Origin of the sequence: Pseudidiomarina sediminum DSM 21906 (assembly GCF_000423165.1) — a bacterium.
Lineage (GTDB): Bacteria > Pseudomonadota > Gammaproteobacteria > Enterobacterales > Alteromonadaceae > Pseudidiomarina > Pseudidiomarina sediminum.
Genome location: NZ_AUHL01000006.1, coordinates 82,301 through 107,553 on the forward strand (window position 1 = coordinate 82,301; position 25,253 = coordinate 107,553).

21 protein-coding genes are annotated in these 25,253 nt (G+C 52.3%); 15 read left to right on the forward strand and 6 right to left on the reverse strand.

Features of this window, described 5'->3' with window-relative positions; translation table 11 throughout:
- Window positions 1–21: 21 nt before the first annotated feature.
- From G535_RS0102120 to G535_RS0102130, 3 genes are read left to right on the forward strand one after another with little or no spacing between them, the layout of a single operon-like run.
- A complete protein-coding gene (locus tag G535_RS0102120; protein ID WP_026860554.1) occupies window positions 22–738 on the forward strand; it encodes an SDR family NAD(P)-dependent oxidoreductase in 717 nt (238 codons plus the stop codon).
- Between the two features lie 12 nt (window positions 739–750).
- Entirely contained in the window at window positions 751–1,392 is a 642-nt protein-coding gene (locus tag G535_RS0102125; protein WP_026860555.1) for a DUF2959 domain-containing protein, read from the forward strand.
- Window positions 1,392–1,904, forward strand: coding sequence for an NADPH-dependent FMN reductase (locus G535_RS0102130; RefSeq protein WP_026860556.1), 513 nt, complete (start codon window positions 1,392–1,394; stop codon window positions 1,902–1,904). Before G535_RS0102125 ends, G535_RS0102130 begins: the two co-directional genes overlap by 1 nt.
- Before the next feature lie 13 nt (window positions 1,905–1,917).
- On the opposite strand, the gene G535_RS0102135 is transcribed toward G535_RS0102130, so the two are convergent.
- On the reverse strand, window positions 1,918–2,532 hold the full coding sequence (locus tag G535_RS0102135) for a TetR family transcriptional regulator (RefSeq protein ID WP_026860557.1): 615 nt from the start codon (window positions 2,530–2,532) through the stop codon (window positions 1,918–1,920).
- Window positions 2,533–2,711: 179 nt separating this feature from the next.
- Here G535_RS0102135 and G535_RS0102140 point away from each other — a divergent pair, with 179 nt between their 5' ends.
- Together G535_RS0102140 and trhA are read left to right on the forward strand one after the other, a co-directional pair.
- Window positions 2,712–3,008 carry a DUF3081 family protein gene (locus G535_RS0102140; protein WP_026860558.1) on the forward strand — a complete coding sequence of 99 codons (297 nt, stop codon included), beginning with the start codon at window positions 2,712–2,714 and terminating at the stop codon, window positions 3,006–3,008.
- A 23-nt stretch (window positions 3,009–3,031) separates the two neighbouring features.
- Window positions 3,032–3,688: a PAQR family membrane homeostasis protein TrhA gene (trhA, locus tag G535_RS0102145; RefSeq protein WP_026860559.1), complete on the forward strand. Its 657-nt coding sequence runs from the start codon at window positions 3,032–3,034 to the stop codon at window positions 3,686–3,688.
- Between the two features lie 69 nt (window positions 3,689–3,757).
- On the opposite strand, the gene typA is transcribed toward trhA, so the two are convergent.
- Together typA and G535_RS13775 are read right to left on the reverse strand one after the other, a co-directional pair.
- A complete protein-coding gene (gene typA / locus G535_RS0102150; RefSeq protein ID WP_026860560.1) occupies window positions 3,758–5,599 on the reverse strand; it encodes a translational GTPase TypA in 1,842 nt (613 codons plus the stop codon).
- A 129-nt stretch (window positions 5,600–5,728) separates the two neighbouring features.
- The gene (locus G535_RS13775; protein WP_084616753.1) at window positions 5,729–8,395 is read right to left on the reverse strand and encodes an EAL domain-containing protein; all 2,667 of its coding nucleotides are present in this window, start codon (window positions 8,393–8,395) and stop codon (window positions 5,729–5,731) included.
- 183 nt (window positions 8,396–8,578) lie between these two features.
- Here G535_RS13775 and G535_RS12680 point away from each other — a divergent pair, with 183 nt between their 5' ends.
- The 9 genes from G535_RS12680 to G535_RS12685 all read left to right on the forward strand — a co-directional run bounded on the left by G535_RS12680 (window position 8,579) and on the right by G535_RS12685 (window position 20,663).
- Window positions 8,579–9,544, forward strand: a complete 966-nt coding sequence (locus G535_RS12680; RefSeq protein ID WP_051206903.1) for an efflux RND transporter periplasmic adaptor subunit — start codon at window positions 8,579–8,581, stop codon at window positions 9,542–9,544.
- A complete protein-coding gene (locus G535_RS0102165) occupies window positions 9,534–12,674 on the forward strand; it encodes an efflux RND transporter permease subunit (RefSeq protein WP_026860561.1) in 3,141 nt (1,046 codons plus the stop codon). Before G535_RS12680 ends, G535_RS0102165 begins: the two co-directional genes overlap by 11 nt.
- Before the next feature lie 264 nt (window positions 12,675–12,938).
- Window positions 12,939–14,351, forward strand: a complete 1,413-nt coding sequence (gene glnA, locus G535_RS0102170) for a glutamate--ammonia ligase (protein WP_026860562.1) — start codon at window positions 12,939–12,941, stop codon at window positions 14,349–14,351.
- 39 nt (window positions 14,352–14,390) lie between these two features.
- Window positions 14,391–14,972 carry a DUF4124 domain-containing protein gene (locus tag G535_RS0102175; protein ID WP_026860563.1) on the forward strand — a complete coding sequence of 194 codons (582 nt, stop codon included), beginning with the start codon at window positions 14,391–14,393 and terminating at the stop codon, window positions 14,970–14,972.
- Window positions 14,965–16,077, forward strand: a complete 1,113-nt coding sequence (glnL, locus tag G535_RS0102180; protein ID WP_241970484.1) for a nitrogen regulation protein NR(II) — start codon at window positions 14,965–14,967, stop codon at window positions 16,075–16,077. Before G535_RS0102175 ends, glnL begins: the two co-directional genes overlap by 8 nt.
- Window positions 16,078–16,089: 12 nt before the next feature.
- Window positions 16,090–17,484 carry a nitrogen regulation protein NR(I) gene (gene ntrC / locus G535_RS0102185; protein ID WP_026860565.1) on the forward strand — a complete coding sequence of 465 codons (1,395 nt, stop codon included), beginning with the start codon at window positions 16,090–16,092 and terminating at the stop codon, window positions 17,482–17,484.
- A 77-nt stretch (window positions 17,485–17,561) separates the two neighbouring features.
- The gene (locus G535_RS0102190) at window positions 17,562–18,239 is read left to right on the forward strand and encodes a response regulator transcription factor (protein WP_026860566.1); all 678 of its coding nucleotides are present in this window, start codon (window positions 17,562–17,564) and stop codon (window positions 18,237–18,239) included.
- Window positions 18,240–18,248: 9 nt separating this feature from the next.
- Window positions 18,249–19,604, forward strand: a complete 1,356-nt coding sequence (locus G535_RS0102195; protein WP_026860567.1) for a HAMP domain-containing sensor histidine kinase — start codon at window positions 18,249–18,251, stop codon at window positions 19,602–19,604.
- An 18-nt stretch (window positions 19,605–19,622) separates the two neighbouring features.
- Complete coding sequence (locus G535_RS12685; RefSeq protein ID WP_051206904.1) at window positions 19,623–20,663, forward strand: alpha/beta fold hydrolase; 1,041 nt, start codon at window positions 19,623–19,625, stop codon at window positions 20,661–20,663.
- Here G535_RS12685 and fieF read toward each other — a convergent pair.
- Genes fieF through G535_RS0102215 form a run of 3 tightly spaced genes read right to left on the reverse strand, consistent with a single transcriptional unit; the run spans window position 20,593 to window position 23,457 of the window.
- Window positions 20,593–21,510, reverse strand: a complete 918-nt coding sequence (gene fieF / locus G535_RS0102205; RefSeq protein ID WP_026860568.1) for a cation efflux pump FieF — start codon at window positions 21,508–21,510, stop codon at window positions 20,593–20,595. The two genes, G535_RS12685 and fieF, sit on opposite strands and share 71 nt — an antisense overlap.
- Window positions 21,511–21,975, reverse strand: coding sequence for a tRNA (cytidine(34)-2'-O)-methyltransferase (locus G535_RS0102210; protein ID WP_026860569.1), 465 nt, complete (start codon window positions 21,973–21,975; stop codon window positions 21,511–21,513).
- The gene (locus G535_RS0102215) at window positions 21,976–23,457 is read right to left on the reverse strand and encodes a substrate-binding periplasmic protein (protein ID WP_026860570.1); all 1,482 of its coding nucleotides are present in this window, start codon (window positions 23,455–23,457) and stop codon (window positions 21,976–21,978) included.
- Between the two features lie 111 nt (window positions 23,458–23,568).
- Here G535_RS0102215 and G535_RS0102220 point away from each other — a divergent pair, with 111 nt between their 5' ends.
- Window positions 23,569–25,251: a type 1 glutamine amidotransferase family protein gene (locus G535_RS0102220; protein WP_026860571.1), complete on the forward strand. Its 1,683-nt coding sequence runs from the start codon at window positions 23,569–23,571 to the stop codon at window positions 25,249–25,251.
- Window positions 25,252–25,253: the final 2 nt, after the last annotated feature.

Genomic DNA, 25,253 nt, shown 5'->3' on the forward strand with positions numbered 1-25,253 from the left:
TAATCTGGCAGGGAGTTTGTAATGGTAGCTCAAAATACCCCGCATGTGCTGATTGTTGGCGCTGGTGGCGGCATCGGCCAAGCCTTGGTACAGCATTACTTAGCGCAGGACTGGCGGGTTACAGCCTGGAGTCGGCAAGCTGCGCAAACGAACCACGCGAGGTTGCACTGGCAACAGGTCGATAGCTATGAGGACCTTACTGGCGTGTCGTCGCAACTGCACGAAACGCCGTTGCATGGTGTGATCAGTACCTTGGGGGTGCTGCATACCGAGCACTTTGGTCCTGAAAAAAATCTAGCAATGGTGAACGCCACCCAGTTACAGGAAAGCTTTTACGTGAATGCTGTGTTACCGATGCTGGTGCTACAGCAGTTAGTGCAAGTGTTACCGAAACAGCAGCCATGCTTTTGGTTACAGTTAAGCGCGATGGTCGGCAGTATTACCGATAATCGGTTGGGGGGCTGGTATAGCTATCGCGCCAGTAAAGCGGCATTGAATATGCTGCTTAAGAATGCCGCGATTGAGCTGGCGCGGTCCCACAAACACTTGGTTGTTGCCGCGGTACACCCCGGCACTACCGATACGGCACTATCGGCCCCTTTTCAACGGAATATCCCGGCAAATAAGCTATACCGTAGCGCGCAAACCGCCGAGCGTATCGCCAGCGTCGCGGCAAATTTAACTACGGCCAACAGTGGCAAACTGTTACACTGGGACGGAACTGAATTACCCTATTAGGAGAACCCTGCGATGCGATGGTTAGCAGCAGCAACCGCACTTTTGGTCTTAACAGGCTGCCAGAGTGCGTATTATGGAGCGATGGAAAAGGTCGGTTATCACAAGCGCGATATTCTTGTCGATCGGGTCGATGACGCGCGTGACGCACAAGCCGATGCACAAGAAGAATTTAAATCAGCGCTCGAGCGCCTCGATGAAATGCTGCAAATTGATGGCGGCGAAATCGAAGCGCAGTACAAAAAGTTGAATAGCGACTACGAGGCCAGCCGTGACGCGGCCGAGCGTGTGTATGACCGCATTGCCGCGATTGATGATGTGGCGCAAGACTTATTTGATGAGTGGCGTGACGAATTAGAGCAGTACAGCAATGACAACCTGCGTCGCCAAAGTGAACGTTCACTGCGCGATACCGAGCGTCGTTACAGCGCATTGCTGCAGAGTATGGAGCGCGCCGCTGATACGATGGCACCAGTGCTTGAAAAGTTGCAAGATAACGTGTTGTACTTGAAGCATAACTTGAATGCCGCTGCGGTGGATGCCATTCGTGGTGAGTATCGCAGTTTGCAGTCGGATGTGGCCCAGCTGGTGCAAGAAATGGAAGCTGCGATCGCTGAATCCGACGCCTTTATCCAAGCCATGCAAGAGGGACGCTAATGAGTCTATTGATTATTGCCGGTAGCAGCCGTAACGCTTCCATCAACCGCCGTTTACAAGAACGCCTTGCAGAGGTCGCCGAAGCCAATGGTGAGCAGTGTTATCTGTATCCACCGGCAGAGCTAAATGCACCGATCTATAACGGTGACGATGAAGATGCCAATGGTGTGCCCAGTAATATTCAAAAACTCGCGACAGCCATCTTAGAAGCGTCGAAAATCATTGTGGTGACACCGGAGTACAATGCTTCGGTGCCACCGCTATTAAAAAATGCGATTGATTGGAGCTCGCGGCTTGAGCAGCAGCCGTGGCGTGGTAAAACCGTGTTACTTGCGGGGGCTTCGCCAGGGCAGTTTGGGGCAGTGCGGGCGATGGACGATTTACGTCATATCTTTGCCAATCTTGGCGCTTGGGTGGCACCTGCCATTGCCAGTATCGCCAAGACCGATGCCGATAAAATTGCCGCTTTAGATGCCGACTTTCTTACGCAATTTATGGCGCAAGGCGACTGAACGATAGGTTGTATTAGGCGCGGATGCCGTTCAAGTAGTGATCCAGTGTTTTTTGAGCGGCCGCGGTTAAATCGAAAAATTCGGTATCAAGTAACCAGTTATACAACAGGCCATCGATCAACGCGAACAGACCAATAATCGCCAAGCGTGGATCGACGTCGGCTGCCACATCACCCTGCTCTTGTGCGAGTTGTAGTAACCGTACAGTCTCATCGATGCACTCATTGCGGCCATTCAAATGACGTAAATGGATGGGTAAGGTGTCTTCCACGTATTCACATTTGTGGCACAAAATATTGGCTAATAAACGCATGTGCGGATCATCTTGCACGCGCTTGGTGATATCTAGGCAACGCTCACGAATTTGCGCTAAAGGCTTGTCAGACAGCTGCTGACGCAGCTCTTGTCGCATTTCATCGATAGGTAAACTGACGCGCTCCATCAATGCGTAGATCAAGTCCAATTTGTTCTCGAAGTGATGGTAAATTGCGCCACGGGTCACCCCTGCAGCCTCTGCAACTTGCATCATAGATGTATTGGATACGCCTCGCTCACTGAACAAACGTTCGGCTGCATTCAGCAACTCGCTTCGTGTTGTTAGTGCGTCAGCTTTTGTACGTCGAACCACGATTCACCTCAATTAGACAACTGGCGCAAGTATAACCGATTTTTATTAAACATTCATGCATGTATGTAAAATAGCCGTCAGTATGCTGATGTTGATCAATTTGCTTGCTAGGCTAGGGTTGTAATTCGGCGAAAAAGACACCATTTTAGTAGTAATGAATTGCAACAGGAGTATGCGCCATGAAAAACGAAATTGATCAGCGTTTAGTGTTAGATGCCTACGAGAAAATTCACGAGCATGGTAAAGCAGAGCAAGGTAAACACACGCTTGAGGGCATTAGCGCCTATACCGACCATGACGGTTATACGGTGTTTATGGAAGGGCACAACGTACAATTCCGCCTTGAATTCCACAACAAATATCATTTTGACTACGAGAATCAACGCGACTTTGATATGTTTATGCGTAAACTAGAGCAGATTAGCCGCGATTATCACAAACCCGGTCGCGAAGATCCGGAAGCTGATCATCACTAGACGAACCAACGAGCGAGACAGCCGTGACGAAAAATAAAGCCTATAGTGTTGCCGAAGAGGTCGCGCACGCCATTACCCATGGCGTTGGTGCCATAGCGAGTATCGTCGGCTTGGTCTTTATGGTGATTTGGGCGGTCAGCTACGGCGATACGTGGCATGTGGTCGCGGCAAGTATTTATGGGGCAAGCCTGATTCTGTTGTACCTTGCCTCAACGCTTTATCATGCCTTTCCATGGCCACGGGTGAAGCGCTTTTTTCAGCACATGGACCATGCTGCGATTTACGTGCTCATCGCGGGTACCTATACCCCTTTTGCACTGATTAACTTGCGCGGGCCATGGGGCTGGACACTTCTGGGAGTGGTGTGGGGCATCGCGATTTTAGGCGTGATCTTAGAGCTGGCGCTGGAGCAACGGAAAAAGTGGTTGTCGTTGTCGCTTTATCTTGGTCTAGGTTGGATGGCGGTGATTGCGATAAAACCTATGCTCAGCAATGTTGATGCGGGTGGTTTGCTGCTGTTGTTGGCTGGCGGCTTAGCCTATAGCCTTGGCGTGTTTTTCTACGTGTGGAAGTCGCTCAAATACCATCACGCCATCTGGCACATGTTTGTGTTGGCTGGCAGCGTACTGCATTTCTTCTCAATTTTTTATTACGTGCTACCGCATCCCGATATCGTGTAATGAAACAGCTAACAAAAAGGCCGCTGCTGGAAACCAGAGCGGCCTTTTTTATTGCTAGGAGAAAGACGATTAACCTTCGTCTTTCGCGCGGCTGGCGCGCTTACGATCGTTCTCGGTCAGCAAACGCTTACGAATACGAATCGATTGTGGCGTGATTTCTACCAACTCGTCGTCATCGATAAACTCAAGTGCTTGCTCAAGTGTTAAGCGAATCGGCGGTGACAAGGTCAACGCATCATCGGTACCTGAGGCACGAACGTTGGTCAGTTGCTTACCTTTCAAGCAGTTTACCGTAAGGTCGTTACTACGGTTGTGGACACCAATAATTTGACCTTCGTACACTTCGTCACCGTGCGCTGCCATGAGCTTGCCACGCTCTTGCAAGTTGAACAATGCGTAGGTAAGTGCCTTACCGGTCGCATTCGAAATGAGTACACCGTTAACCCGTTGACCGATTTTGCCACCTTTGTGCGGACCATAATGGTCAAAGGTTTTGTACATCAAGCCGGTGCCCGAGGTCAGCGTCATAAACTCAGTCTGGAAGCCAATCAAGCCACGACTCGGCACAATGAAGTCTACGCGTACACGGCCTTTGCCGTCTGGTGTCATGTTGGTCATCTCAGCTTTACGCACGCCAAGCTTTTCCATCACCGCACCTTGGTGTTCTTCTTGGATGTCGACGGTCAAGTTCTCAAACGGCTCTTCTTTCACGCCGTCTACTTCACGCAAGATAACTTCTGGACGTGATACGGCAAGCTCAAAGCCTTCACGACGCATGTTTTCGATCAATACGCCTAAGTGCAACTCACCACGGCCTGACACGCGGAAACGGTCAGGGTTGTCGGTTTCTTCAACGCGCAAGGCAACGTTGTGCTTCAATTCTTGTTGCAAACGCTCAAGAATTTGACGTGAGGTAACGAATTTACCTTCTTTACCCGCAAACGGCGAGGTGTTGACTTGGAACGTCATGGTTACTGTTGGCTCATCAACGCTCAGTGGCGGAAGTGCATTAGCATGACCTGCAGCACAAATGGTGTCTGAGATTTTAAGTTCGCCTAAGCCAGTAAAGGCAACAATGTCACCGGCACTAGCGGTGTCCGTCTCAATGCGATCAAGACCTAAGTAACCGAAGATCTGACCTACTTTACCGTTACGCTGTGTGCCATCAGCACCCACGACAGTCACTTGTTGGTTCAGCTTTAAGGTACCTTGTTTGATGCGGCCGATGCCGATAATGCCAAGGTAGCTTGAGTAGTCCAGCTGTGAAACCTGCAATTGCAATGGACCGTCACGGTCAGCGTCAGGTGGCGAAACACGCTCAAGAATCGTCTCGAACAATGCGGTCATATTGTCGCTCGGTTCATCTGGATCGAGTGTTGCGAAGCCGTTTAAGGCTGATGCATAGACAATCGGAAAATCTAACTGTTCGTCGGTCGCACCAAGGTTGTCAAACAAGTCAAAAACTTGATCCACAACCCAGTCAGGGCGCGCGCCAGGACGGTCAATTTTGTTGACAACAACGATAGGTTTCAAACCATGGTTAAACGCTTTTTGTGTAACAAAGCGGGTTTGTGGCATCGGACCATCGACCGCGTCGACAACCAGTAGTACGGAGTCAGCCATTGACAATACACGCTCAACTTCACCACCGAAATCGGCGTGACCTGGGGTATCCAAGATATTGATACGGTAGTCTTTGTAGTTCACCGCGGTGTTTTTCGCCAAAATGGTGATGCCGCGCTCGCGTTCGAGATCGCCACTATCCATCACGCGCTCTGCAGCGTCGCCACGACTTTCTAACGTGCCTGAAAGTTGCAGAAGTTTATCAACCAGAGTCGTTTTACCGTGGTCAACGTGCGCAATAATTGCGATGTTACGTAATTTGGAAAGTTCGGTCGCTTGAATTGTCATTGGTAAAGCCTGTAAAGACGCGAAATGAATACACACCCGAAATAGTCGAGGCGTACAGCTCCGCTCATTAAAAAGAGCGGCGTATTATACGGACTGAAGATGACCGTTGCTAGCGTTTTCGCGTGGTTTTTAATCAGTTTTCATCGCAATTGGCTGCCGAAGATAGTTTAGTAGCTCTTTTAGCGGCATTGGGCGGGCGAAATAGAAGCCTTGCATCCGATCGACATTGAGACTGCGCAAAATAGTCACTTGCTCTTGCGTTTCCACCCCTTCAGCGACAACGATCCGGCCTAATGCATGGCACATTGAGATGATGGTACGGACCAATTCAAGACGTTCAGGGTCATGTTCCATATCGACAATAAACGAGCGGTCGAGCTTGATGACTTTGGCGGGAATTTGGCTCAGGTACGATAAGCTAGAGAAGCCAGTACCAAAGTCATCAATGGCGATGGTGCAATGCATTTCTTGTAGTTTTTGTAGCGCTTGTAGGTTTTGGTTGGACTGATCAACAAGCACACCTTCGGTGAGTTCTAGGGTGATGGCTTCAGCTGCCACCTGAGTGTCACGCAGTAATTGCGCTAACAGCTCAGGGAATTGATAGCGCTGTAGTTGTTGCGAAGAGACATTGACGCTTACGCTTAGTGCTCGGAGATCGCTATTATGAGCGAGGTCCCGTAGTACCTGGTTGAGCACCAGCTCACCTAGCGGGATGATTTGTCCGGTTTTTTCGGCAATAGGAATAAACTCACCCGGAGAAATAAAGCGCCCCTTATGCTGCCAACGCACGAGAGCTTCAACGGCAATACAGCGCTCGGTTGCGGTGGCAATAATGGGTTGATAGTAGACGGTCAGCTGATGGTTATCAATCGCCAGTTGTAGCTTATTGCGCAACCATGCCTGATAGACATAACGTTCATGCATATCAAAGGTATAGCGACAGCAGATATTGCCACCCAACTGTTTTGCTCGGCGCATAGCGAACTCGGCTTGCGCGATTGGATCGCCGTCTTCACCGGCATTGAGATAAGTGACGCCAACGCTGGCGGTTAAATGAATTTCGGTTTGCGCAATGAGGTAGGGCTGACGAATCGCACTTTTGAGGGTAATGGCCAGCTTTTCGCCATCGTCATCGGTGGTGCCGACATACACCACGATGAATTCATCACCACCATAGCGGCCGACGGCGCCGGGGCGCTCGACGGTTGCTTGTAAACGTTCAGCAGTCTTTTTTAGCAAGTGATCGCCCGATTGTACGCCCATACTGTCATTAATTGGTTGGAAGCCATCCAAGTTAATAAAGACGACGGTCATCGATACGCCATCATCGCGGAGTCGTTCGACGTGTTGTTGAATGGCGTGGCGGCGAAAAACGCCGGTCACGTCGTCATGGCGGGCGAGCCAGTGCAACTGCACCGTGCGATGTTGGCCAATCGCTAAAATTCCTAAAAAAGCGAAAGTGACAAACAAGATCAGCTGGTTGTACTGGGCTTTGGTGTGCAGACTTTGATTGCTACTAAAGACGCTCAGAAGCGTAAACGAGCCACCGTTTGCGGTAGTGAAGGTTTGCTCGATCGCTGGCGGACTGTTGGCCAAAATATCATCAATAGGAAAGGTTTGGCCGTGTTGCCGCGGATCGAGAGAGAATAAAATATCGGGCGTAACGCGCCAGTAGTGTGCAAAGGTGGGCTGCCAAGCTTCAGCTGCAATGAGGCCCGGGATGCGAATGAGTACCACCATCAGGGCGTTTTGTAGAGGTTCCGAGTCGACGCTACGACGCATAAAAATAAATGGCGTGTCACTGACCAAATTGTCATACAAAACCATTTTGTCATCGTCAAAATTTTGATTGTTTAACCAATCCTCAAGCTTGGCGTAGTAGCGTTGAACGACCTCTTTCGCATCGCCTTTATCTAAGATAATTTCCATCTCACTGTCAAAAATGACCACCCCAGCCAACAATTGGGAGTTGGCGACCTGAATCGCGATATCTTGGTCAAGGTGGTCGTAAACAAGATCGTGCGAGTCGACATGTTGCAGTCGTTGTACGACTTGGTGGAGCAGTTCACTTTGTGCGTTGAGGCGGTAATTCACGGTGTAGGCTAAGCCGGTACTCTCTTCTTTGGCGCGAGTGCGTTCACTTTCGACATCTGAGAAGGTCAGTAAGGTCCAAATAACCAAGCCGATCAGCAGGCAAAGACTGCCGAGAATAAAGCCAGAGCGTAAGCGAAGTTTGGGGCGCCCCTCAATATAACGTTGAGCAATCAGAACTAAGCAAATCAGTAGCGCCACGATACTGCCAATGGACTGAGCAATGGGGTTGGCAAAGGTTTCAGGTTCTTCGAGCCGAATCAAACCAATCAGCCAAGCTTGGGTGATGGCAAACCCTAAGAAGGCAATGCATGCTGTGGCAATAGCGCACAGGTGGCCGATCCGCGTAAAGCCGAACAAAAACGTACCACTGACACCAAGCAAGAAAATGCCGCCGATGAGGCGCGGTAGTGACAGCCAATGGTCTTGGATGACTAACGGAAAGTTCAGGAGTACGGAGCTCGCTCCGACCAGCGCGATCAAACCGAGCAGCACCGGCACGGCGTGCCAACGCATCAACTGACAAAATAAACCGAGTGCGAGTAACGGGGACACAACCGTTAGCGTGATGGGAAACGTCATCAACAGCTCACTTTGATCGAACAGCAAACGTTCGACAGCGCCGGCAACACCAACACTGAAAAGCAAGACGATAATCGGCATCACCAGATACTGCGTGAGCGTATTTTGTAACGTACTTCGCATAAGTGTATTTTTTTTGTTAACTACATTGAGGTTAGATGCCGTTGCTTTTTTAATCAAGTTTTGTGCAGGATTGTTCTGGAAATTTATTTTAGAGTTTACTAAAATAAGTAAAATCTAAATTACGTGTGATGCGCTCGAAAGGTATAGGGCTGTCGCGAACAGGCATTGGAAAAGGTGAAAACTATGAAAGCGTTAGCACAACAAACCTTTGGTTTATGGGTGGTAATGGTAGGTCTATTGGCAGCACCAAGCTATGCCAATGATACGGCTGTCGCCAAACAGCAACTGCTGCCTGACTATTTACAGTTGCAGGGCGTGGTGGAAGCCACCAATGCGGCGACGGTGTCGGCGCAAGTATCTGGGCGCGTGGAACGCGTCTGGGTAGATGTGGGGGATGAAGTGCCCGCGGGCGCTACTATCGTTACGCTAACCTCGGTAGAGCAATACCAACTGGTGCGCCAAGCCGAAGCGCAGGTTGCCGCAAGTGATGCGGGGCTACTGGCCGCCCAGCAAGAGTTTGATCGGGTGCAGCGTTTGGTCACGCAAAAACTCGTACCAGAGGCGGAATTGGATCGCGCGCAAGCGGCGTTGGATAGTGCTAAAGCTCAACAGCGCTCAGCAACAGCTGCGTTAGCGCGCGCGCAAGAACAATTGTCGTACACCGAAGTGAAAGCGCCGTATGCCGGCGTGGTTAGCGCCCGTTGGGTGGAACCGGGGGAATTGGTGCAACCAGGGACACCGTTAATGAGTGGTTTTGACCCGGCGGAATTGCGCATTCATGTCGATGTACCTGCGACCTATGCCGCAGCGATTGCGACCTTTGCAAATGCGACCGTCGCCGGCGTTACGCCGGCACAATTGCGCGTGTTTCCGACGGTGGAACAACGGACGGGAACGCAACGGGTGCGGTTGTATTTACCTGCCGATACCGGCTTAGTGCCGGGCCAGTGGCAAGCTGTGACGCTGCAAGTGGGCGAACATTTGGGTGTAGTGATTCCGCCGGCGGCAGTTACGCAACAAGGGGAGCTTACCTTAGTGAAGCTTGCTGAAGGCAGCTGGCGCGCGGTGCGATTGGGCGCACAAGGTGACGATTGGGTTGAAGTGGTAAGTGGTTTACAGGTCGACGAGGTGGTGACCTATGGCAACTAAAATGGGCATTGCAGGACGCTTAGCAGCATGGGGGGAACGGTCTCAGTTAACCCCGCTATTGGCGTTGTTTGGTCTGGTATTAGGCTTGTTGGCGGCAAGCATTACGCCGCGTGAAGAAGAGCCCCAGATTGACGTGACCATGGCCGATGTCATGGTGGCCTTCCCCGGTGCACGGGTGGAGCAAGTTGAACAGCAACTGGCGACGCCTCTGGAACAACACTTTGCGCGGATGCAGGGTGTTGAGCACATTTATTCGGTCGCGCAACCAGGGCAAGCTTTGGTAACGGTACAGTTCGACGTTGGTGTGGCACGTGAAAAAGCCTTGGTGGAGTTGTTTGACAGCTTGGCATCGTGGCAGCCACAGCATCCGGCGACGAGCCAACCACTGGTTAAAGCGCGGGGTATCGACGATGTCCCGATTTTGGGTCTGACGCTAACCTCTGAGACGTTAGATTTAAAATCGGTGGCCGATACACTGCGCGCCCCGTTGTTGAACGTCGAAGGAGTACGGGACGTTGATGTGATTGGCGCTGAGCCTGAGCAGATCAGTGTTACCCTTGATAGCACTGCGCTACAGCAAGCGGGGCTTGATTTTAATCGGGTGGCGCAGGCGCTCATGAGCCACAACGCCAGTGCTCAAGCAGGTTATCGCTTACAGCAAGGGCAGCATATTCAAGTGCAAGCGGGCAGCTTCATTGCCAGTGAGCGTGAGTTACGCGAATTGATTGTGGCGGTGGTGGACGGTCGTCCGGTGCGATTGGACCAGGTGGCCGACATTCACACCGGTCCAAGTAAGCCTTCACGCTACGTGTGGTCTCGTAGTAAAGCCGGCGAGGTGCAACCTGCGGTGACCATGACGGTGACCAAAAAAGCGGGGGAAAACGCCGTAGATGTTGCTGAACGTGTGTTGACCCGCCTCGATACGTTGGAGCAGCAGTGGTTGCCACCGGCGCTCAATGTTGAGGTGACCCGTAACTATGGTCAAACTGCCGACGACAAAGCCTCGAAGCTGATTCAAAAGCTGATTTTCGCCACCATTTCGGTGGTCGCGCTGGTGCTGTTTGCGCTCGGCAAACGAGAAGCTGTGGTGGTCGGCTCGGCGGTGGTGCTGACTTTGGCGACCACCTTGTTTGCTTCGTGGGCGTGGGGCTTTACCTTAAACCGCGTGTCGCTGTTCGCCTTGATTTTCTCGATTGGTATTTTGGTCGATGACGCCATCGTGGTGGTGGAAAACATTCACCGTCACTTAGGCATGGGCAAATCATTGAAAGAAGCTATTCCACCAGCAGTGGATGAAGTGGGTGGGCCGACCATTCTGGCCACCTTCACGGTGATTGCCGCCTTGCTGCCGATGGCCTTTGTCAGTGGTTTAATGGGCCCGTACATGAGTCCGATCCCGATCAACGCCTCGATGGGAATGGTACTGTCACTGATCATTGCTCTAACGGTAACACCTTGGCTGGCGCGCCATCTCATGCGAGATAGCGGCAAGGGTGATCATCATGACGCTGGTACCCCACCCGATGGTCGTTTGCAGCGGATGTTTAGCAAACTGATGCAGCCGTTATTGCAAAGCCGTAAAAAGCGTTACCTCATGGGTTTTGGTCTCATCGCGCTGATTATGGCGGTGATGGGGCTCGCCGTGGTGCAGGCGGTGGTGTTGAAGATGCTGCCGTTTGACAATAAAAGCGAAATTAAGCTGGTCTTAGATATGCCAGAGCACACGCCGTTGGAGCAAACCAATGCCGTGCTCTTGGCGTTAGCTGAAAAGCTTGATGAGGTACCGGAAGTTACGGCCACGCAGATTTATGCAGGTACGGCCTCGCCGATCGGATTTAATGGCTTAGTACGCCAGTATTATCTGCGCAGCTTATCGCACCAAGGCGATGTGCAAGTGATCTTGGCCGATAAAGATGCGCGCGATCGGGCCAGCCATGAAATTGCGTTAGCGATTCGCCCGCTATTAACGCCGATTGCAGCGACTGCTGGGGGACGTTTAAAAGTGGTCGAAGTGCCACCGGGTCCGCCGGTAATGGCTCCTATCGTGGCTGAGGTTTATGCGCCGTCGCACCATGCGCAAGTGACCGGTGTGCAGCAGGTTATCGAGGCGTTAGCCGCAACGGACGGCGTGGTGGATATCGACAGTACGTTAGTCGATGCCGGAACCGAGGAAATTTGGCAGATCAATACCGCGCGTGCAACGCGGTTGGGGGTGAACCCAGCGCAGGCGGTACAGGTATTACAAACTGCGTTACAAGGCATGCCGGTGACCTATGTGGCACTGCCGCAGCAACTACAGCCGGTGCCTGTGCAGTTGCATATGCCGGCCAATTGGCAAGGTCAGCTGGCGCAGTTGGAAAGCTTAACGGTGACCAACACGAGCGGTGCGGCTGTACCGCTGAGTGCCTTTATTGAGCGTGTGCAAGTGCCGTTGCAGCAACCGCGTTATCACAAAGACTTGCGTCCTGTCGCTTACGTGACCGCCGACATGGCGGGCAAGGTCGACTCGCCGCTGTATGGCTTGTTTGCCGCAGCGGGCAATATCGACATGCCGCAAAGCTACATCAGCCAGCCGACCGAGTGGGATCAAACCGCGTTGAAATGGGATGGTGAGTGGCAAATCACCTATGAAACCTTCCGTGACATGGGCCTTGCCTATGCGGTTGGACTGCTGCTGATTTACTTACTGGTGGTCGGTCATTTTGGTAGCTACGGTGTGCCACTAGTGATCATGGCACCGATTCCGTTAACCTTGATCGGCATTATGCCGGGGCACGCCTTGTTGGGTGCGCAATTCACCGCAACCTCAATGATCGGCATGATTGCCTTGGCCGGTATCATTGTGCGGAACTCGATTTTGTTGGTCGACTTTATTCGCGATGCGGTGGCGCAAGGTAAAGCCTTGAATGATGCGGTGATTGAAGCCGCGGCCGTGCGTACGCAACCGATTGTGTTGACGGCGATTGCCGCCATGATGGGAGCCTTCTTTATTTTGGATGACCCCATCTTCAATGGTCTCGCAGTGAGTTTGATCTTCGGTATTGCGGTGTCTACGGTGCTGACCTTGGTAGTGATTCCACTGCTGTACGCGTCGTTGCTACGTCGGCAATTGGCGAAGCAGCGTGGGTAACGAACTCGGAGTGAACCGCACTATCATAGTGCGGTTTTCTGCACTATAATGGTGCAAAATAAAGCGGAAATGCGCTGGCGCGGTGCAAAAAATGCCGTGGCACGCAGAGCGATTTATTTAACCATATGAAATAAAAGCATAATTTAGTTTTGGCACACTGTTTGCAAAGACCTTAGTAAGTTTTTTAAAAAGGGTTTGCCAATGGCTGTCGCAAACTCAACTATACTTTTTTGTTCATAGACATTCGCCATCTCGGAGGACTACATGTCGACACCACAAGACGTAATGAGTTTTATTGAAGAAAACGAAGTGAAATTCGTTGACCTACGCTTTACCGATACCAAAGGTAAAGAGCAACACGTCACCATCCCGGTGTCACAGATTAACGAAGAGTTCTTCGAAGAAGGCAAAATGTTTGACGGTTCATCGATTGGTGGCTGGAAAGGCATTAACGAATCAGACATGGTTTTGATGCCTGACTGCAGCTCAGTGGTACTTGACCCGTTCACCGATGAAATCACCATGAACGTGGTGTGTGACATCCTTGAGCCAGACACCATGCAAGGTTACGACCGTGACCCGCGTTCCATCGCGCGTCGCGCCGAAGCTTACTTGCAAAGCGCAGGTTTTGCTGACACCGCGTTATTTGGTCCAGAGCCAGAGTTCTTCTTATTCAACGACGTGCGTTTCCACACCGACATGAGTGGTTCGTTCTTCAAAATCGAAGCTGAAGAAGCGAAGTGGAACTCAGGTAAAGAATACACGGACGGCAACTTAGCGCACCGCCCAGGTGTGAAAGGCGGTTACTTCCCAGTACCACCAGTAGACTCTGCGCACGACATCCGTAGCACTATGTGTACAGTGATGGAAGATATGGGCTTAGTGGTTGAAGCACACCATCACGAAGTCGCAACTGCTGGTCAGAACGAAGTGGCAACCCGCTTCAATACCTTGACTAAGAAAGCGGACGAAATTCAAGTTTACAAGTATGTGGTACACAACGTTGCGCACTCGTACGGTATGACGGCGACCTTTATGCCAAAACCTTTGGTTGGTGATAACGGTTCAGGTATGCACGTGCACATGTCATTGAGCAAAGACGGACAAAACCTCTTTGCTGGCGACCAGTACGGTGGTTTGAGTGAAACGGCGTTGTACTACATCGGTGGTATCATCAAGCACGCACGTGCAATCAACGCCTTTGCTAACCCTGCGACCAACTCGTACAAGCGTTTAGTGCCAGGTTTTGAAGCGCCAGTAATGTTGGCCTACTCAGCCCGTAACCGTTCTGCGTCAATTCGTATTCCATTGGTTTCAAGCGCGAAAGCACGTCGTATCGAAGTGCGTTTCCCTGACCCAGCAGCAAACCCATACTTGTGCTTCACAGCATTGTTGATGGCGGGTCTTGATGGTATTAAGAACAAGATCCACCCTGGCGATGCCATGGATAAAGACTTGTACGACTTGCCAGCAGAAGAAGCTAAAGAAATTCCAACCGTGTGTGACTCGTTGGAAATGGCGTTGGAAGCGTTGGACAAAGATCGTGAGTTCTTAACCCAAGGTGGCGTCATGACTGACGACATGATCGATGCCTACATCAAGCTGAAGAAAGCTGACGTGATGGCGTTGAAAATGGCGACCCACCCGCTTGAGTTTGACCTGTACTACAGCGTCTAAATCATGCGTTAGATAACCGGACAGGAGGCGTGTAAACCGATGAAAAAACGCTGCTATGCAACGAACATCCTTTGGCTTGCTAGCCTCCTGCTATTGGCTATCTTGAGTATTGCGTCGGCAACGGCGCAAATCTATAAGAAAACCCTCGACGACGGCACCGTCATCTACACCGATGAAAAACAAGACGGTAGTGAGCCTGTGCAGGTTGAACCTGTAGTGACAGAATTTCGCTCGCTCGCCCCGCCCCCTTCTTCAGCACCGGTTGCCAACGATGACAGCAGTGACTATGTCGGTCCTGCCCAAATCAGCATTGTCAGCCCGCAGCAACAACAAAGCATTCGCAGCAATGAAGGCATTGTCGAGGTGCAGTGGCAGGCTGAAGTGGGTGATAGCAAAATTCGTCTGCATTACGAACTTTGGGTGGATAGTCAGCTGGCCTACGATGGCCCTGCCACAGGCGTTACCTTAAGCGCACTGAATCGCGGCGAACATCGCCTGCAAGTACGACTGTTTGAAGATGGCGGCAACGAACTGGCACGTTCAGAAACCGTGGTGGTTTATATTCACAAAGCCTCAGTGTTTAATCCTGCGTTGCAGGGAGGCGGAGGCGCGGGTGACTAAAGCCGATTGCACCAACATGGTGCAACCGGATTGGGATCAGTTGCTCACCGGCATTGTGCAGCTTGATGCACACTTGCACATTCGCTACATGAACGCTGCTGCTGAAGCCATGCTCGATGGCAGTCGCAAGCGGCTACTCGGCGCTCCTTTCTTTAGTTTGTTCAGTTTTAGTTCACTAGAACCGGATGTGTTGCGGCATGCCCTGCGTGACGTGCAGAGTGTTTCGGACAGTGACGTTACTTGGATTTTCCACGATGGCCAGCGAGTGACCGTTGAGTTTATCGCCCAACCCTTGTTACCGAAACATGGTGCAGCGCAAAGCGCGACACCGCAATTGCTATTGGAGTTGCGCCAAGTTGATCAAATTCGTCGCATTAACCAAGAAAACGCGCAGCAACTGCAACTACAAGCGGCGCACAGCATGGTGCGTGGCCTTGCCCATGAAATTAAGAACCCGCTAGGTGGTTTGCGCGGTGCTGCTCAGTTACTTGCGAGTGAGCTGCCTGATGACGGCCTGCGTGATTACACCGATTTGATCATGCAGCAAGCCGACCGCCTGCGGAACTTGGTCGATCGTATGCTCGGCTCGCACGAATTGCCGCAACGTGCACGCACCAATGTGCATGAAGTGATCGAACGGGTGATTGCCGTGGCGCAGTTAAGTGCGTCGGCGAAGATCACCTTTGAGCGCGACTACGATCCCAGCTTGCCGGAGCTAACCATGGCGGCGGATGCCATTGAACAAGCTATTTTGAACGTGGTGATCAACGCTTGCGACGCGCTTGCCAGCGGCGGTGGTGTGATTTCTCTGCGCACCCGAGTGCTGCATCAGCAAACCTTATATGGCCAGCGGTATCGGCAATGTGCCGTGATTGAGGTGCAGGACAATGGTCCCGGGGTACCGGACGCGTTAAAAGAGACCTTATTTTATCCTATGGTCAGTGGTCGTGCCGGCGGCACTGGGTTGGGACTCGCCATTACGCAAAACGTGGTGCACCAACACGCCGGCAAAGTGGAGCTGTTATCAGAACCCGGACAAACCCGCTTTTTGTTGTATTTACCCTATATTGAAACGCGGCAACAGAACCAGAGTGATGAGGTGTAAGAGAGGCCAGTGATGCAAAGTGAACAACCGATTTGGCTACTGGACGACGATAGTTCGATCCGTTGGGTACTGGAACGCGCCTTGCAGCGTGCCGGCCTGCAAAGCCGCAGCTTTGCTGACGCAGCGAGTTTGTATGCCGCCTTACAACAGCAGCACCCCCTGGTGTTACTTACCGATATTCGTATGCCCGGTGACGATGGTTTGGCGGTGCTGGAGTACATGCGGCAACATCATCCGCAGTTACGGGTGATTGTCATGACCGCCCATTCTGACCTCGATTCCGCCGTTAGCGCATTTCAAGGTGGCGCGTTTGAGTATCTGGCCAAGCCCTTTGATTTAGATGAAGTGGTGCACACCGTCGGACGGGCCTTGCAACTGGAGCAGCGCGAGCAAGCGGGTGCTGAGCACGAGGACTCGCTGTCAGGGTTGATTGGTGCGGCGCCGGCCATGCAGGACGTTTTTCGTGCCATTGGCAAGTTGTCGCACTCCAGTGCAACGGTGCTGATCACGGGCGCATCGGGGACTGGTAAAGAGCTGGTGGCACGGGCGCTGCACCAGCATAGCCCGCGCCAAGGCAAGCCGTTCATTGCGCTGAACATGGCTGCTATTCCAGCCGACTTGATTGAATCGGAACTGTTTGGCCATGAAAAAGGGGCGTTCACTGGCGCCACTCAACGCCGCCGCGGCCGTTTTGAGCAAGCCGATGGTGGCACCTTGTTTTTGGATGAAATTGGCGACATGCCACTGGCGGTACAAACCCGTTTATTACGCGTGTTGGCCGAAGGACAATTTTATCCGGTCGGCAGTTATGAACCGGTGCGGGTCAATGTGCGTATTATCGCCGCGACCCATCAACACCTTGAGCAACGGGTACAAGACAATGCGTTTCGGGAAGATTTATTCCACCGCCTTAACGTCATTCGCTTACAGTTACCGACCCTCGCCGAGCGACGCAGTGACATTCCACAATTGGCGCGCCATTTTCTGCAAAAAGCGGCGGTCGAGCTCAATGCTGAGCCGAAACAACTAACCCCTGCGGCAGAAACCAAGCTACAAAGCCTTGCCTGGCCGGGGAATGTGCGACAATTGGAAAACTTGTGCCGCTGGTTGACCGTGATGGCGCCGGCACGCCAAGTGGATGTAAGTGATTTACCTGCCGAAGTAGGCGCCAGTGCGAGCACGGCGCAAGCCAGTGACTGGCAAACGGCTTTACGGAGCTATCTTGACCAGCAAATGGCGAGCGACGCGACGCAGGTGTTAACAGAGGTGGTGCAGCAAGTCGAAACCATGGCGTTGCACGCGGCATTAGCCGCTACCGACGGCCATAAACAGCAAGCTGCAGAAAAATTGGGCTGGGGGCGAAACACCATTACCCGCAAACTCAAGGAGTTAGTAAAAGAAGCGTAAACAGACTATCTATTTACATTAGTGTCTTTACATTATGCTTAGTGTGTAAAGAACAACAACTAACAGTGAGAACCACCATGAGCAAATTATTACTTGTAGATGATGATGCTGAATTAAGTAGTATGTTGGAGCAAATCCTCACTAAAGAAGGTTTCCAGCTCACCTTAGCACCTGATGGTGAGACCGGACTTGAGCGTGCTCTAAGCGGCTCGTTTGACTTGATTTTGCTCGATGTCATGTTGCCAGGAATTGATGGCTTTCAGTTGTTGCAACGTTTGCGTCAGCAAGCGCGCAATACCCCGGTATTGATGCTTACCGCCCGTGGTGACGATGAAGATCGCGTGGCTGGTCTTGAGCTTGGTGCCGATGACTACTTACCAAAACCTTTCTATCCAAAAGAGTTGGTTGCCCGTGTGAAGGCATTGTTGCGTCGCACGCCAAATACCACAGTCCGCCAAGAGAAAAGTGTGTTTGCTGGGTTTGTGATTGACCCGACGCAAAACGAAGCGCGTTGTGACGATACCTTGTTGGACTTAACGCCGACAGAATTTGATATTTTGCGTACGCTCGTCCATGCCAATGGCGAAGTGGTGAGCAAAGACCAATTGTCTGTTGCCGCCCTTGGCCGTTCGTTGGCGCCGTTTGATCGCAGCCTCGACGTACATATCAGCAATATTCGTAAGAAGCTTCCTATCGACCCTGAGCGCATTCAAACGGTGCGTGGTCGTGGTTATCGTATCATTCAGTTCGCATAAGGCTGACGGATGCGCTGGTATCATTCGCTATCACTGCGACTTCTGCTACTGTTTTGGGTGTTGTTTTTCGCCGTAGCTAGTAGCGGTTACTTGCTCGCCTTATGGTTTAGTAAGCCGTCGGTGCCGGTTCCGGTGCCGGCGGAAGTACAAGCCTCGCTTGCACCGGTACTTTCGAATGTGGAAGTGTTCCGCTCGTTACAACCGGGGCGGTTACTGGCCGGTGATTATCGGGTGGCGGCAAGTTTATCGCCTGCAGGACAAGAGCGCCTGCAGCTTGATCGCACCTTGAGCGCGAATCACCAGCATGTGCTGATGCAGCAGCTTGAAGCACAACATCCTGAACAAGTGTTACTTGGTAATCGAATGCTGCTGGGACCGTTCGTACATGAAGGCTATCGGATTCTGCTGACGCGGCCCGCAACCCCTGCAGAAACCGAAAGTCAGGTTATTTCTGAACGGCAAACCCAGCGCATTCAAACACTTGCGCTACTGTTCGGTAGTTTCTTTATCGCTATCTTGTTAGGTGTATGGTTAGTAATGCCGTTGCGTCGCTTGACCAATGCCACCCGTGAAATTGCCAAAGGTAGTGAACAACCTGAATTGAAGCGCTTGCCCAAGCGGAGCGATGAGTTAGGCCAATTGGCGCGCGCCCTGAAAAGCACCGCGCGTGATCTTGCCGTGTCGCGTGATGCACAGCGCCGCTTACTTTCGGATGTCTCGCACGAATTACGCTCACCCTTGGCGCGCATGCAAGTGGCCTTAATGCTCAGTCAGGACGATGAAGATGACCCAACCCCAGAGCGTGAAGAACATCTTGCGCAACTTGGCCGCGATCTTGAGCGATTAAGTGCGATTATTGAGCGTATCTTGTCGCTATCACGCCTAGAAAATGGTTTGATCACCCTGCAAGCCGAAGAAATCAAGGTACATGGGTTGGTTGAGCAGTTGGTGAAAGATTTGCGCTATGTGAACGCTGAATTTGGTGAGCGCTTAAAAGTGCACGACAGTGACGCTTGGCCGGTGACACACACCGATCCTGAGTTGTTACGGTTGGTGGTCGAAAACCTTGTGCGCAATGCCCTGCAGTACACCGATGATGTGGTTGAGTTAAGTTGCCAACAGGTGGGTAGCGACTACACTATTGTGATCCGTGACCACGGTGCTGGGGTGCCGGAAGAGCAACTGGCACAGCTGTTTACGCCATTTTACCGGGCTGACCCTTCGCGCAACCACAAGGCTGGCGTTGGCTTGGGCATGGCGTTAAGCTTACGTACCGCTGCAGTTCTTGGTGGGTCGATTACGGCAGTGAACCACCCTGAGGGTGGCTTAGAAGTGACGGTACAATTACCACTTAGGGACGAGTAATTTATAGGAGCACGCCCGGTGCAACCATTAGCGAGTAAACCAAGTGATGCGCAAACCAAAGCGTGGCAAGCTTTTTACCGCGATACCGTGTTCCCTTTTTGGCAGCATCATGTCGAACGCTTCGAACTGGTGCGTCCGCATGAGCTGACGTTACGCTATTTTTTGATCCGCCCAGCCGGCGCGAAGGCCGTAGTACTTGTCAGCCCAGGTCGTATTGAAGGCGCAATTAAATATCCTGAGTTGGTGTGGGACTTGTGCCAACAAGGTTATGCGGTGGCGATTCTTGATCACCGTGGCCAAGGTTTCTCTGATCGCTTATCAGCCAACCCCCATCACGGGCATGTCCATCACTTTTCTGACTTTGTTGATGACTTCGCCGCTTTTGTGCGCGCTATTGAGCAGCAAACCCTTGAACATTATGGCAGCGCTTTACCACTGCATGTGCTCGCGCACTCGATGGGCAGTGCCATTGCGGCCTTGTATTTGGCGCGCTATCCCCACAAAGTCAAAAATGCAGTATTGTGTTCGCCGATGTTTGGTATTCAAACCGGTGCTGTGCCGACCTGGCTTGCTGCGGCAGTCGCTCATACCGGGGCAGTACTGAACCGTCTTTTGTCACCGAAACAGCCTTGGTACATCGTTGGCAGCGGCGATTACGCCGAAGTGCCTTTTGTCGAAAATGATCTTACCCACAGCAGTGCCCGTTACGTGATGTTCCGTGAACACTATCAACAACATCCTGAAGTGCAACTCGGTGGGCCGAGCTTCCGTTGGGTGGCGCAAGCGTTGACCGCCTGTAAGCAAGCAATCGCCGAAGCCGGCAATATCCATATACCGGTGTTGGTGTTGCAGGCAGGTCATGATGTGATCGTGGCGCCGCATGCGCAACAAGAGTTCGTGTGTGCCTTGTCACACCCCTACAGCCAGTTGGTGCGCATTGACAAGGCGAAACACGAGTTACTGATTGAAGCCGATGATTATCGCACGCCTACGGTGACGCAGGCGTTGGCGTGGTTTCGCGGTGAGCAGGGACCTCCGACAATGGGTCCATGTGAATAATCACATCGGTATCAGGAAAGAGCTCACGTAGGCGTTGTTCAGCCTTATCGGCAATGGCGTGGGCGGCGCGCAGTGATAGCTCATCTTGCAGTTCCACGTGACACTGAATAAAGCGCACCGGCCCGGAAGAACGCGTGCGTAAGTCATGCCAACCATGCACTCCCTCGGTCGATTTTAGTACCTCAATGATTTTCGCTTTATCGTCGTCGGGTAGCTCACGGTCCATTAGGCCTTGGAAGGCTTCCCAACCGATACGAATGGCGCCATAACCTAGATAGCAGGCAATCAAAATAGCAAAAGCGCTATCTGCCCAATACCAGCCGTAAGCACTGAGCAACAACGCGGCAATGACCGCACTGTTAAGTAATAAGTCAGATTGAAAGTGCAAATGGTCAGCGGCAATGGCTTTGGAGTCAGTGTGTTTAATGGCCTGGCGTTGCAAGATCACCAACCCCAGCGTGGCAACAATCGCAAACAGCGAGACGTAGACCCCAAGCGTTGGCTGGCTTGGCGCACTGCCTTGCCAAAGCTGTTGCGCACTGTGCACCAACAATAAGAGCGCTGAACCGGTGATCAATGCCGATTGCACTAGGGCGGCGAGCGATTCGGCTTTGCCATGACCAAAACGGTGCTCACGATCGGCGGGTTGGAGCGCATAGCGCACCGAGAAAAAGGTAAAAAGTGAGGCTAAGCCATCGAGCATGGAGTCGGTTAATGAGGCTAATAAACTGGCGGCATCGGTGGCTAGCCAAGCCCACAATTTGACCGCGATAAGGGTAATGGCGACGGTGACCGATGCACGCGTGGCGAGCTTGACCCAAAAGGCATAGTCTTTTTGCGTGCTCACTTAGTTGCCTCCAGCAAAGTCATGTTGGCGCCATGCTTCAAAACTAATGATCGCTACGGCATTCGAGAGGTTCAACGAGCGGTTGTTCGGCATCATTGGAATGCGAATACGGTGCTCCGCATCAAAGCTTGCCAGCACCTCATCAGGGAGACCGCTGGTTTCAGAACCAAACAATAATACTGCTTCGTCAGGATAGGCAACGCTGGTGTAACTACGGCTGCCTTTGGTGGTGCAGGCAAACATTGGGCGCTCGCCCATGGCCGCTTTAAAAGCGGCAAAATCAGGGTAGCGTTTCACATTGCTGAGATCATGATAATCGAGCCCGGCGCGGCGTAATTTCTTTTCTTCAAAATCAAAGCCCAGCGGCTCAATTAAATGCAATTGGCAGCCATTATTGGCCGACAAACGGATAATATTTCCCGTATTCGCCGGCATCACCGGCGTATGTAAAGCTATGTGAAACATCTAGTCTGATCCTGTCGCAGATGCTGAGGTCGGAGGTGGTGTGGTGTCGAAATACGCACGCTGGAGCATTTCCTGGCTGTAGACTTGGTCGATACGGCGTTCTTCCACCAACAAGCGGAAGGTGCGATCAAACCAATCACGTAAACGGTAGCCGCGCGGGTTACGGTGAAACGCCAAATGTATTGGCAAGCCGTCGCGCAACTTGTGCTTGGCGTACGGCGACTCACTCCAGTCGGGAGCGTCTTCTTCATAAGCGACGACGGCGCCAACGCGGCCCATGTCGAGCATGGCGAAACAATCGAGGTAGTCCGATACTGAGTAAAACTTCAGTTGGTTAGGTAGCAACTGCTCGTACTGATAGCCGGCGACATGGCAGACCGGACGTTCCAGCGCCCCCGCGAGGGTGTCACTGATGGCGTCTTGCTGCTTGGCGAACAAGTACAAGGCGCGATCGAAGTTTATATGAGTACGGGACAAAATGGTGTCGTCGGACACTTGTACCGCGACCGTCCCCACTAACGCATCGAAACGTTCTTCGTCAAAGCCGCGGTAGGCGCGGTTCACACTGTTGCTGTGGAAGTTAATGTCATCGGTAACGGGCTCGAAAATTTCCCGCATCAATTGCCAGTAGTAGCCGCTACCATCAAGGTTGGTGTAGCCCGGCCAGTGCCCGGCTGTCAGAGTGACCGATCCAAATTGCGGCAGACTCATAAAATGTTGCATGGAAAGGCTTTGCGCGTCGTGTTCTTGCATCAATTGCGCCACCCGCCCCGAGCGCGCCAAACGATGCAAGATGCGCTCGAGCTGTGGGATCAGTGCAGCATGGCGTTCATGCAAAAAGTGATAGCCCGTGTTGCGCTTGAACGGCACCACAATAGTGTACGGATTATTAATGCACTCGAGCTGTTCGGCTTCGAAACTGCTAAGTAGCATGGCCTCGACGCGGCCATTTTCGTACAGCAGTTTGGCTTGCTCAAAGCTCAGTGCTTTAATATTTGGCTTGCTTACTTCATGCTCAGCCAAGACTTGCTCGGCAGCATGAGTGCCACCAATGTAGGTAAAACTTTCGATGTCATTAAAGCTGCATAAGCCACAGTTACGGCGGTCTGCAACCAGCACCATCTCGGCTTCGTAGAGGGGAAAGTCGACACGGCGTAAATGCTCAAAGTCTTTATCGATGGTTGGAATACGACCGAGCTCGCCGGCGATATGGCCCTTATTCGCTTCGTTCAAGCTACGTTCGCGCGGCATTTCAACAAAGCGCAGGCGAATCCCCATTTCAGCATAGGCTTCGGTCAGTAAGGCAACCGCAAAGTTAGCGATGGGCGAAGCTTCAGGCTGGCGAAACACCAGTTCTGTCGGCGGTTCGGTGCTGGTGCTCTCGGGCGTGTGATCGAGCGCGCGCACTGGCGCCGTACTCGTCAGAAAGAGCACCGCAATGAGACTGAACCATGGCCAACAAAACGTGCGGGTTGAATGCAACTTCTGCGCCTCACATAAGGTCTTAGGTATTGCGTGCAGTATAGCAGCTCGGATACCGATGAAAAGGTGTTACACTGTTCTCCATTACGCAAGTCTATGAGGAGTCAGCACATGCGTCAGTTTATTTGGGCCGCAGGTTTGGCAGTGCTTGCCGGACTGAGCTCGGGCAATGCGTTTGCGCAAACGAAGAATAGCGCGCAAGAGCAAGACGATTACTATCCCTTGATTCTGCTCGGTGATGCGCTGGAAGTCTGTTCTAGCATGGCCTGGCAGCGTTGTTTTGATACCGATTGGTTAGACGTTGATAGCATGCGTAGCGACCGTTATTTGAACCTCTCGGAAAAGTCGATCACACCTTTGTTGGCTGGTAAGAATTGGCCGATGCGCACACAAGTGCGCGACGATCTAAAAGAAGCCTTGGAACTATTGAAAGACCGCATCAAGCAAGATGTAGTGTCTGAACGGGTGTTCCTCGAAGAGTTTACCCGCCGTGCCACGCGTTACATGTACGATCAGCTCTCAGAGCAAGATTGGAACATGATGATTGACTACCTTGAGCTGCCGGCGGCGAGCGATGCCGTGTATGGCGTTAATTTGAAAGCGACCAAGACGGGCGCTGCGCGTGATTATTTAGAGATGATTGTCGGCGAGGCCAAACAAGCTGCTGACGGTGAGACACCGCACGTGTTGGTTGTGACCGCTGCCCAGCGGGATAGCCTCGATTTGGTCAATTACTACCTGCAAACCTTTGCCAGTGCTGGTGCTGACGCCTCATGGTTACCGCTCGATGTCGCCGTTATGGCGGCGCGTGAAGCTGACGCCTGTGATGAGCTTGATAGCTATCGTGAGACTGAGATGGGCGCCTATCGTCGAGGTGTCGTGCATCGTGAGTTGAATGCCCGCCAAGTCGCGTTTTGTGAAGCCGGTGATGTCTTGACCCAGTTGCGTAATGCCGATGCCGTGTATTTTGCCGATGGTAATCCGGATTTGTTGCGGCCATTGTTTGTCACCTCGCGCAATGAGCCGAATGAACTGGCGGTGGCCATGGCGGAGCGGGTAGCGAAGAACAAACTGGTGGTGGCGGCGGCCGGTCGTTCCGCCAATGTGTTGACTGGCAAAGCGGTATTAACCGGCGGTAGCAGCCGTGAAGCGCTGCGCGAAGGCGTGTTTGCAGCACGCGTGCCGGGGTTGGGTTGCCACAAAGACAATACGTGTCCGCGTAATTTGAATGAGCACAGCGTGACCTATCATCCGATGGGCGGCATAGGCTTGTTCCGCTGGGGCACCATTGATACCCGCATGGGAGAGCAAGGCAACCATGGCCGCTTATTGCGCGTGGCAGCAACCAACCGCGTGCCTATGGCGGTGGGGGTCGATGCCGCGACTGCGTTGGCGGTGAACCTACGTTCGGGTGACTTTAAAGTGGCTGGTGAGCGAGGGGTGTTTGTCGCCGTAGGCGCACAACAGAACGAGCGTGCGGTTGCCGCTGGTTTTCATTATTTGATGGCCGGTTCGACGGGGCGTTTTAGTAATGATGGTGTCAGCAACGTTAGCTTTGCTGATGAAGCAGAAGTGGTGCAGTTAGAGCCAACCACCAATTTCTTGGGTAGCCGTGGCATGTATGATGCACTGCGCTTGTTGTGTCGTGAACGTGATTCGGTGGAAGTGAAGCAAGACGAATTCACTTTAACTTTGCTGGGTGGCGAAGCTGCGACCAAGCAGAAAGCTGGTGCAGAGTGTCAGGTGCAGAATGCGCGCATTGGCATGCAATACGCGCCACCTGAGAAGTTCTAAGG

Excerpts from the sequence above, each read along its gene's own strand:
- G535_RS0102120 (WP_026860554.1), top strand. The coding sequence starts at position 22 with ATGGTAGCTCAAAATACCCCGCATGTGCTGATTGTTGGCGCTGGTGGC.
- G535_RS0102125 (WP_026860555.1), top strand. The coding sequence starts at position 751 with ATGCGATGGTTAGCAGCAGCAACCGCACTTTTGGTCTTAACAGGCTGC.
- G535_RS0102130 (WP_026860556.1), top strand. The coding sequence starts at position 1,392 with ATGAGTCTATTGATTATTGCCGGTAGCAGCCGTAACGCTTCCATCAAC.
- G535_RS0102140 (WP_026860558.1), top strand. The coding sequence starts at position 2,712 with ATGAAAAACGAAATTGATCAGCGTTTAGTGTTAGATGCCTACGAGAAA.
- typA (WP_026860560.1), bottom strand. The coding sequence starts at position 5,599 with ATGACAATTCAAGCGACCGAACTTTCCAAATTACGTAACATCGCAATT.
- G535_RS13775 (WP_084616753.1), bottom strand. The coding sequence starts at position 8,395 with ATGCGAAGTACGTTACAAAATACGCTCACGCAGTATCTGGTGATGCCG.
- G535_RS12680 (WP_051206903.1), top strand. The coding sequence starts at position 8,579 with ATGAAAGCGTTAGCACAACAAACCTTTGGTTTATGGGTGGTAATGGTA.
- G535_RS0102165 (WP_026860561.1), top strand. The coding sequence starts at position 9,534 with ATGGCAACTAAAATGGGCATTGCAGGACGCTTAGCAGCATGGGGGGAA.
- glnA (WP_026860562.1), top strand. The coding sequence starts at position 12,939 with ATGTCGACACCACAAGACGTAATGAGTTTTATTGAAGAAAACGAAGTG.
- G535_RS0102175 (WP_026860563.1), top strand. The coding sequence starts at position 14,391 with ATGAAAAAACGCTGCTATGCAACGAACATCCTTTGGCTTGCTAGCCTC.
- ntrC (WP_026860565.1), top strand. The coding sequence starts at position 16,090 with ATGCAAAGTGAACAACCGATTTGGCTACTGGACGACGATAGTTCGATC.
- G535_RS0102190 (WP_026860566.1), top strand. The coding sequence starts at position 17,562 with ATGAGCAAATTATTACTTGTAGATGATGATGCTGAATTAAGTAGTATG.
- G535_RS0102195 (WP_026860567.1), top strand. The coding sequence starts at position 18,249 with ATGCGCTGGTATCATTCGCTATCACTGCGACTTCTGCTACTGTTTTGG.
- G535_RS0102210 (WP_026860569.1), bottom strand. The coding sequence starts at position 21,975 with ATGTTTCACATAGCTTTACATACGCCGGTGATGCCGGCGAATACGGGA.
- G535_RS0102220 (WP_026860571.1), top strand. The coding sequence starts at position 23,569 with ATGCGTCAGTTTATTTGGGCCGCAGGTTTGGCAGTGCTTGCCGGACTG.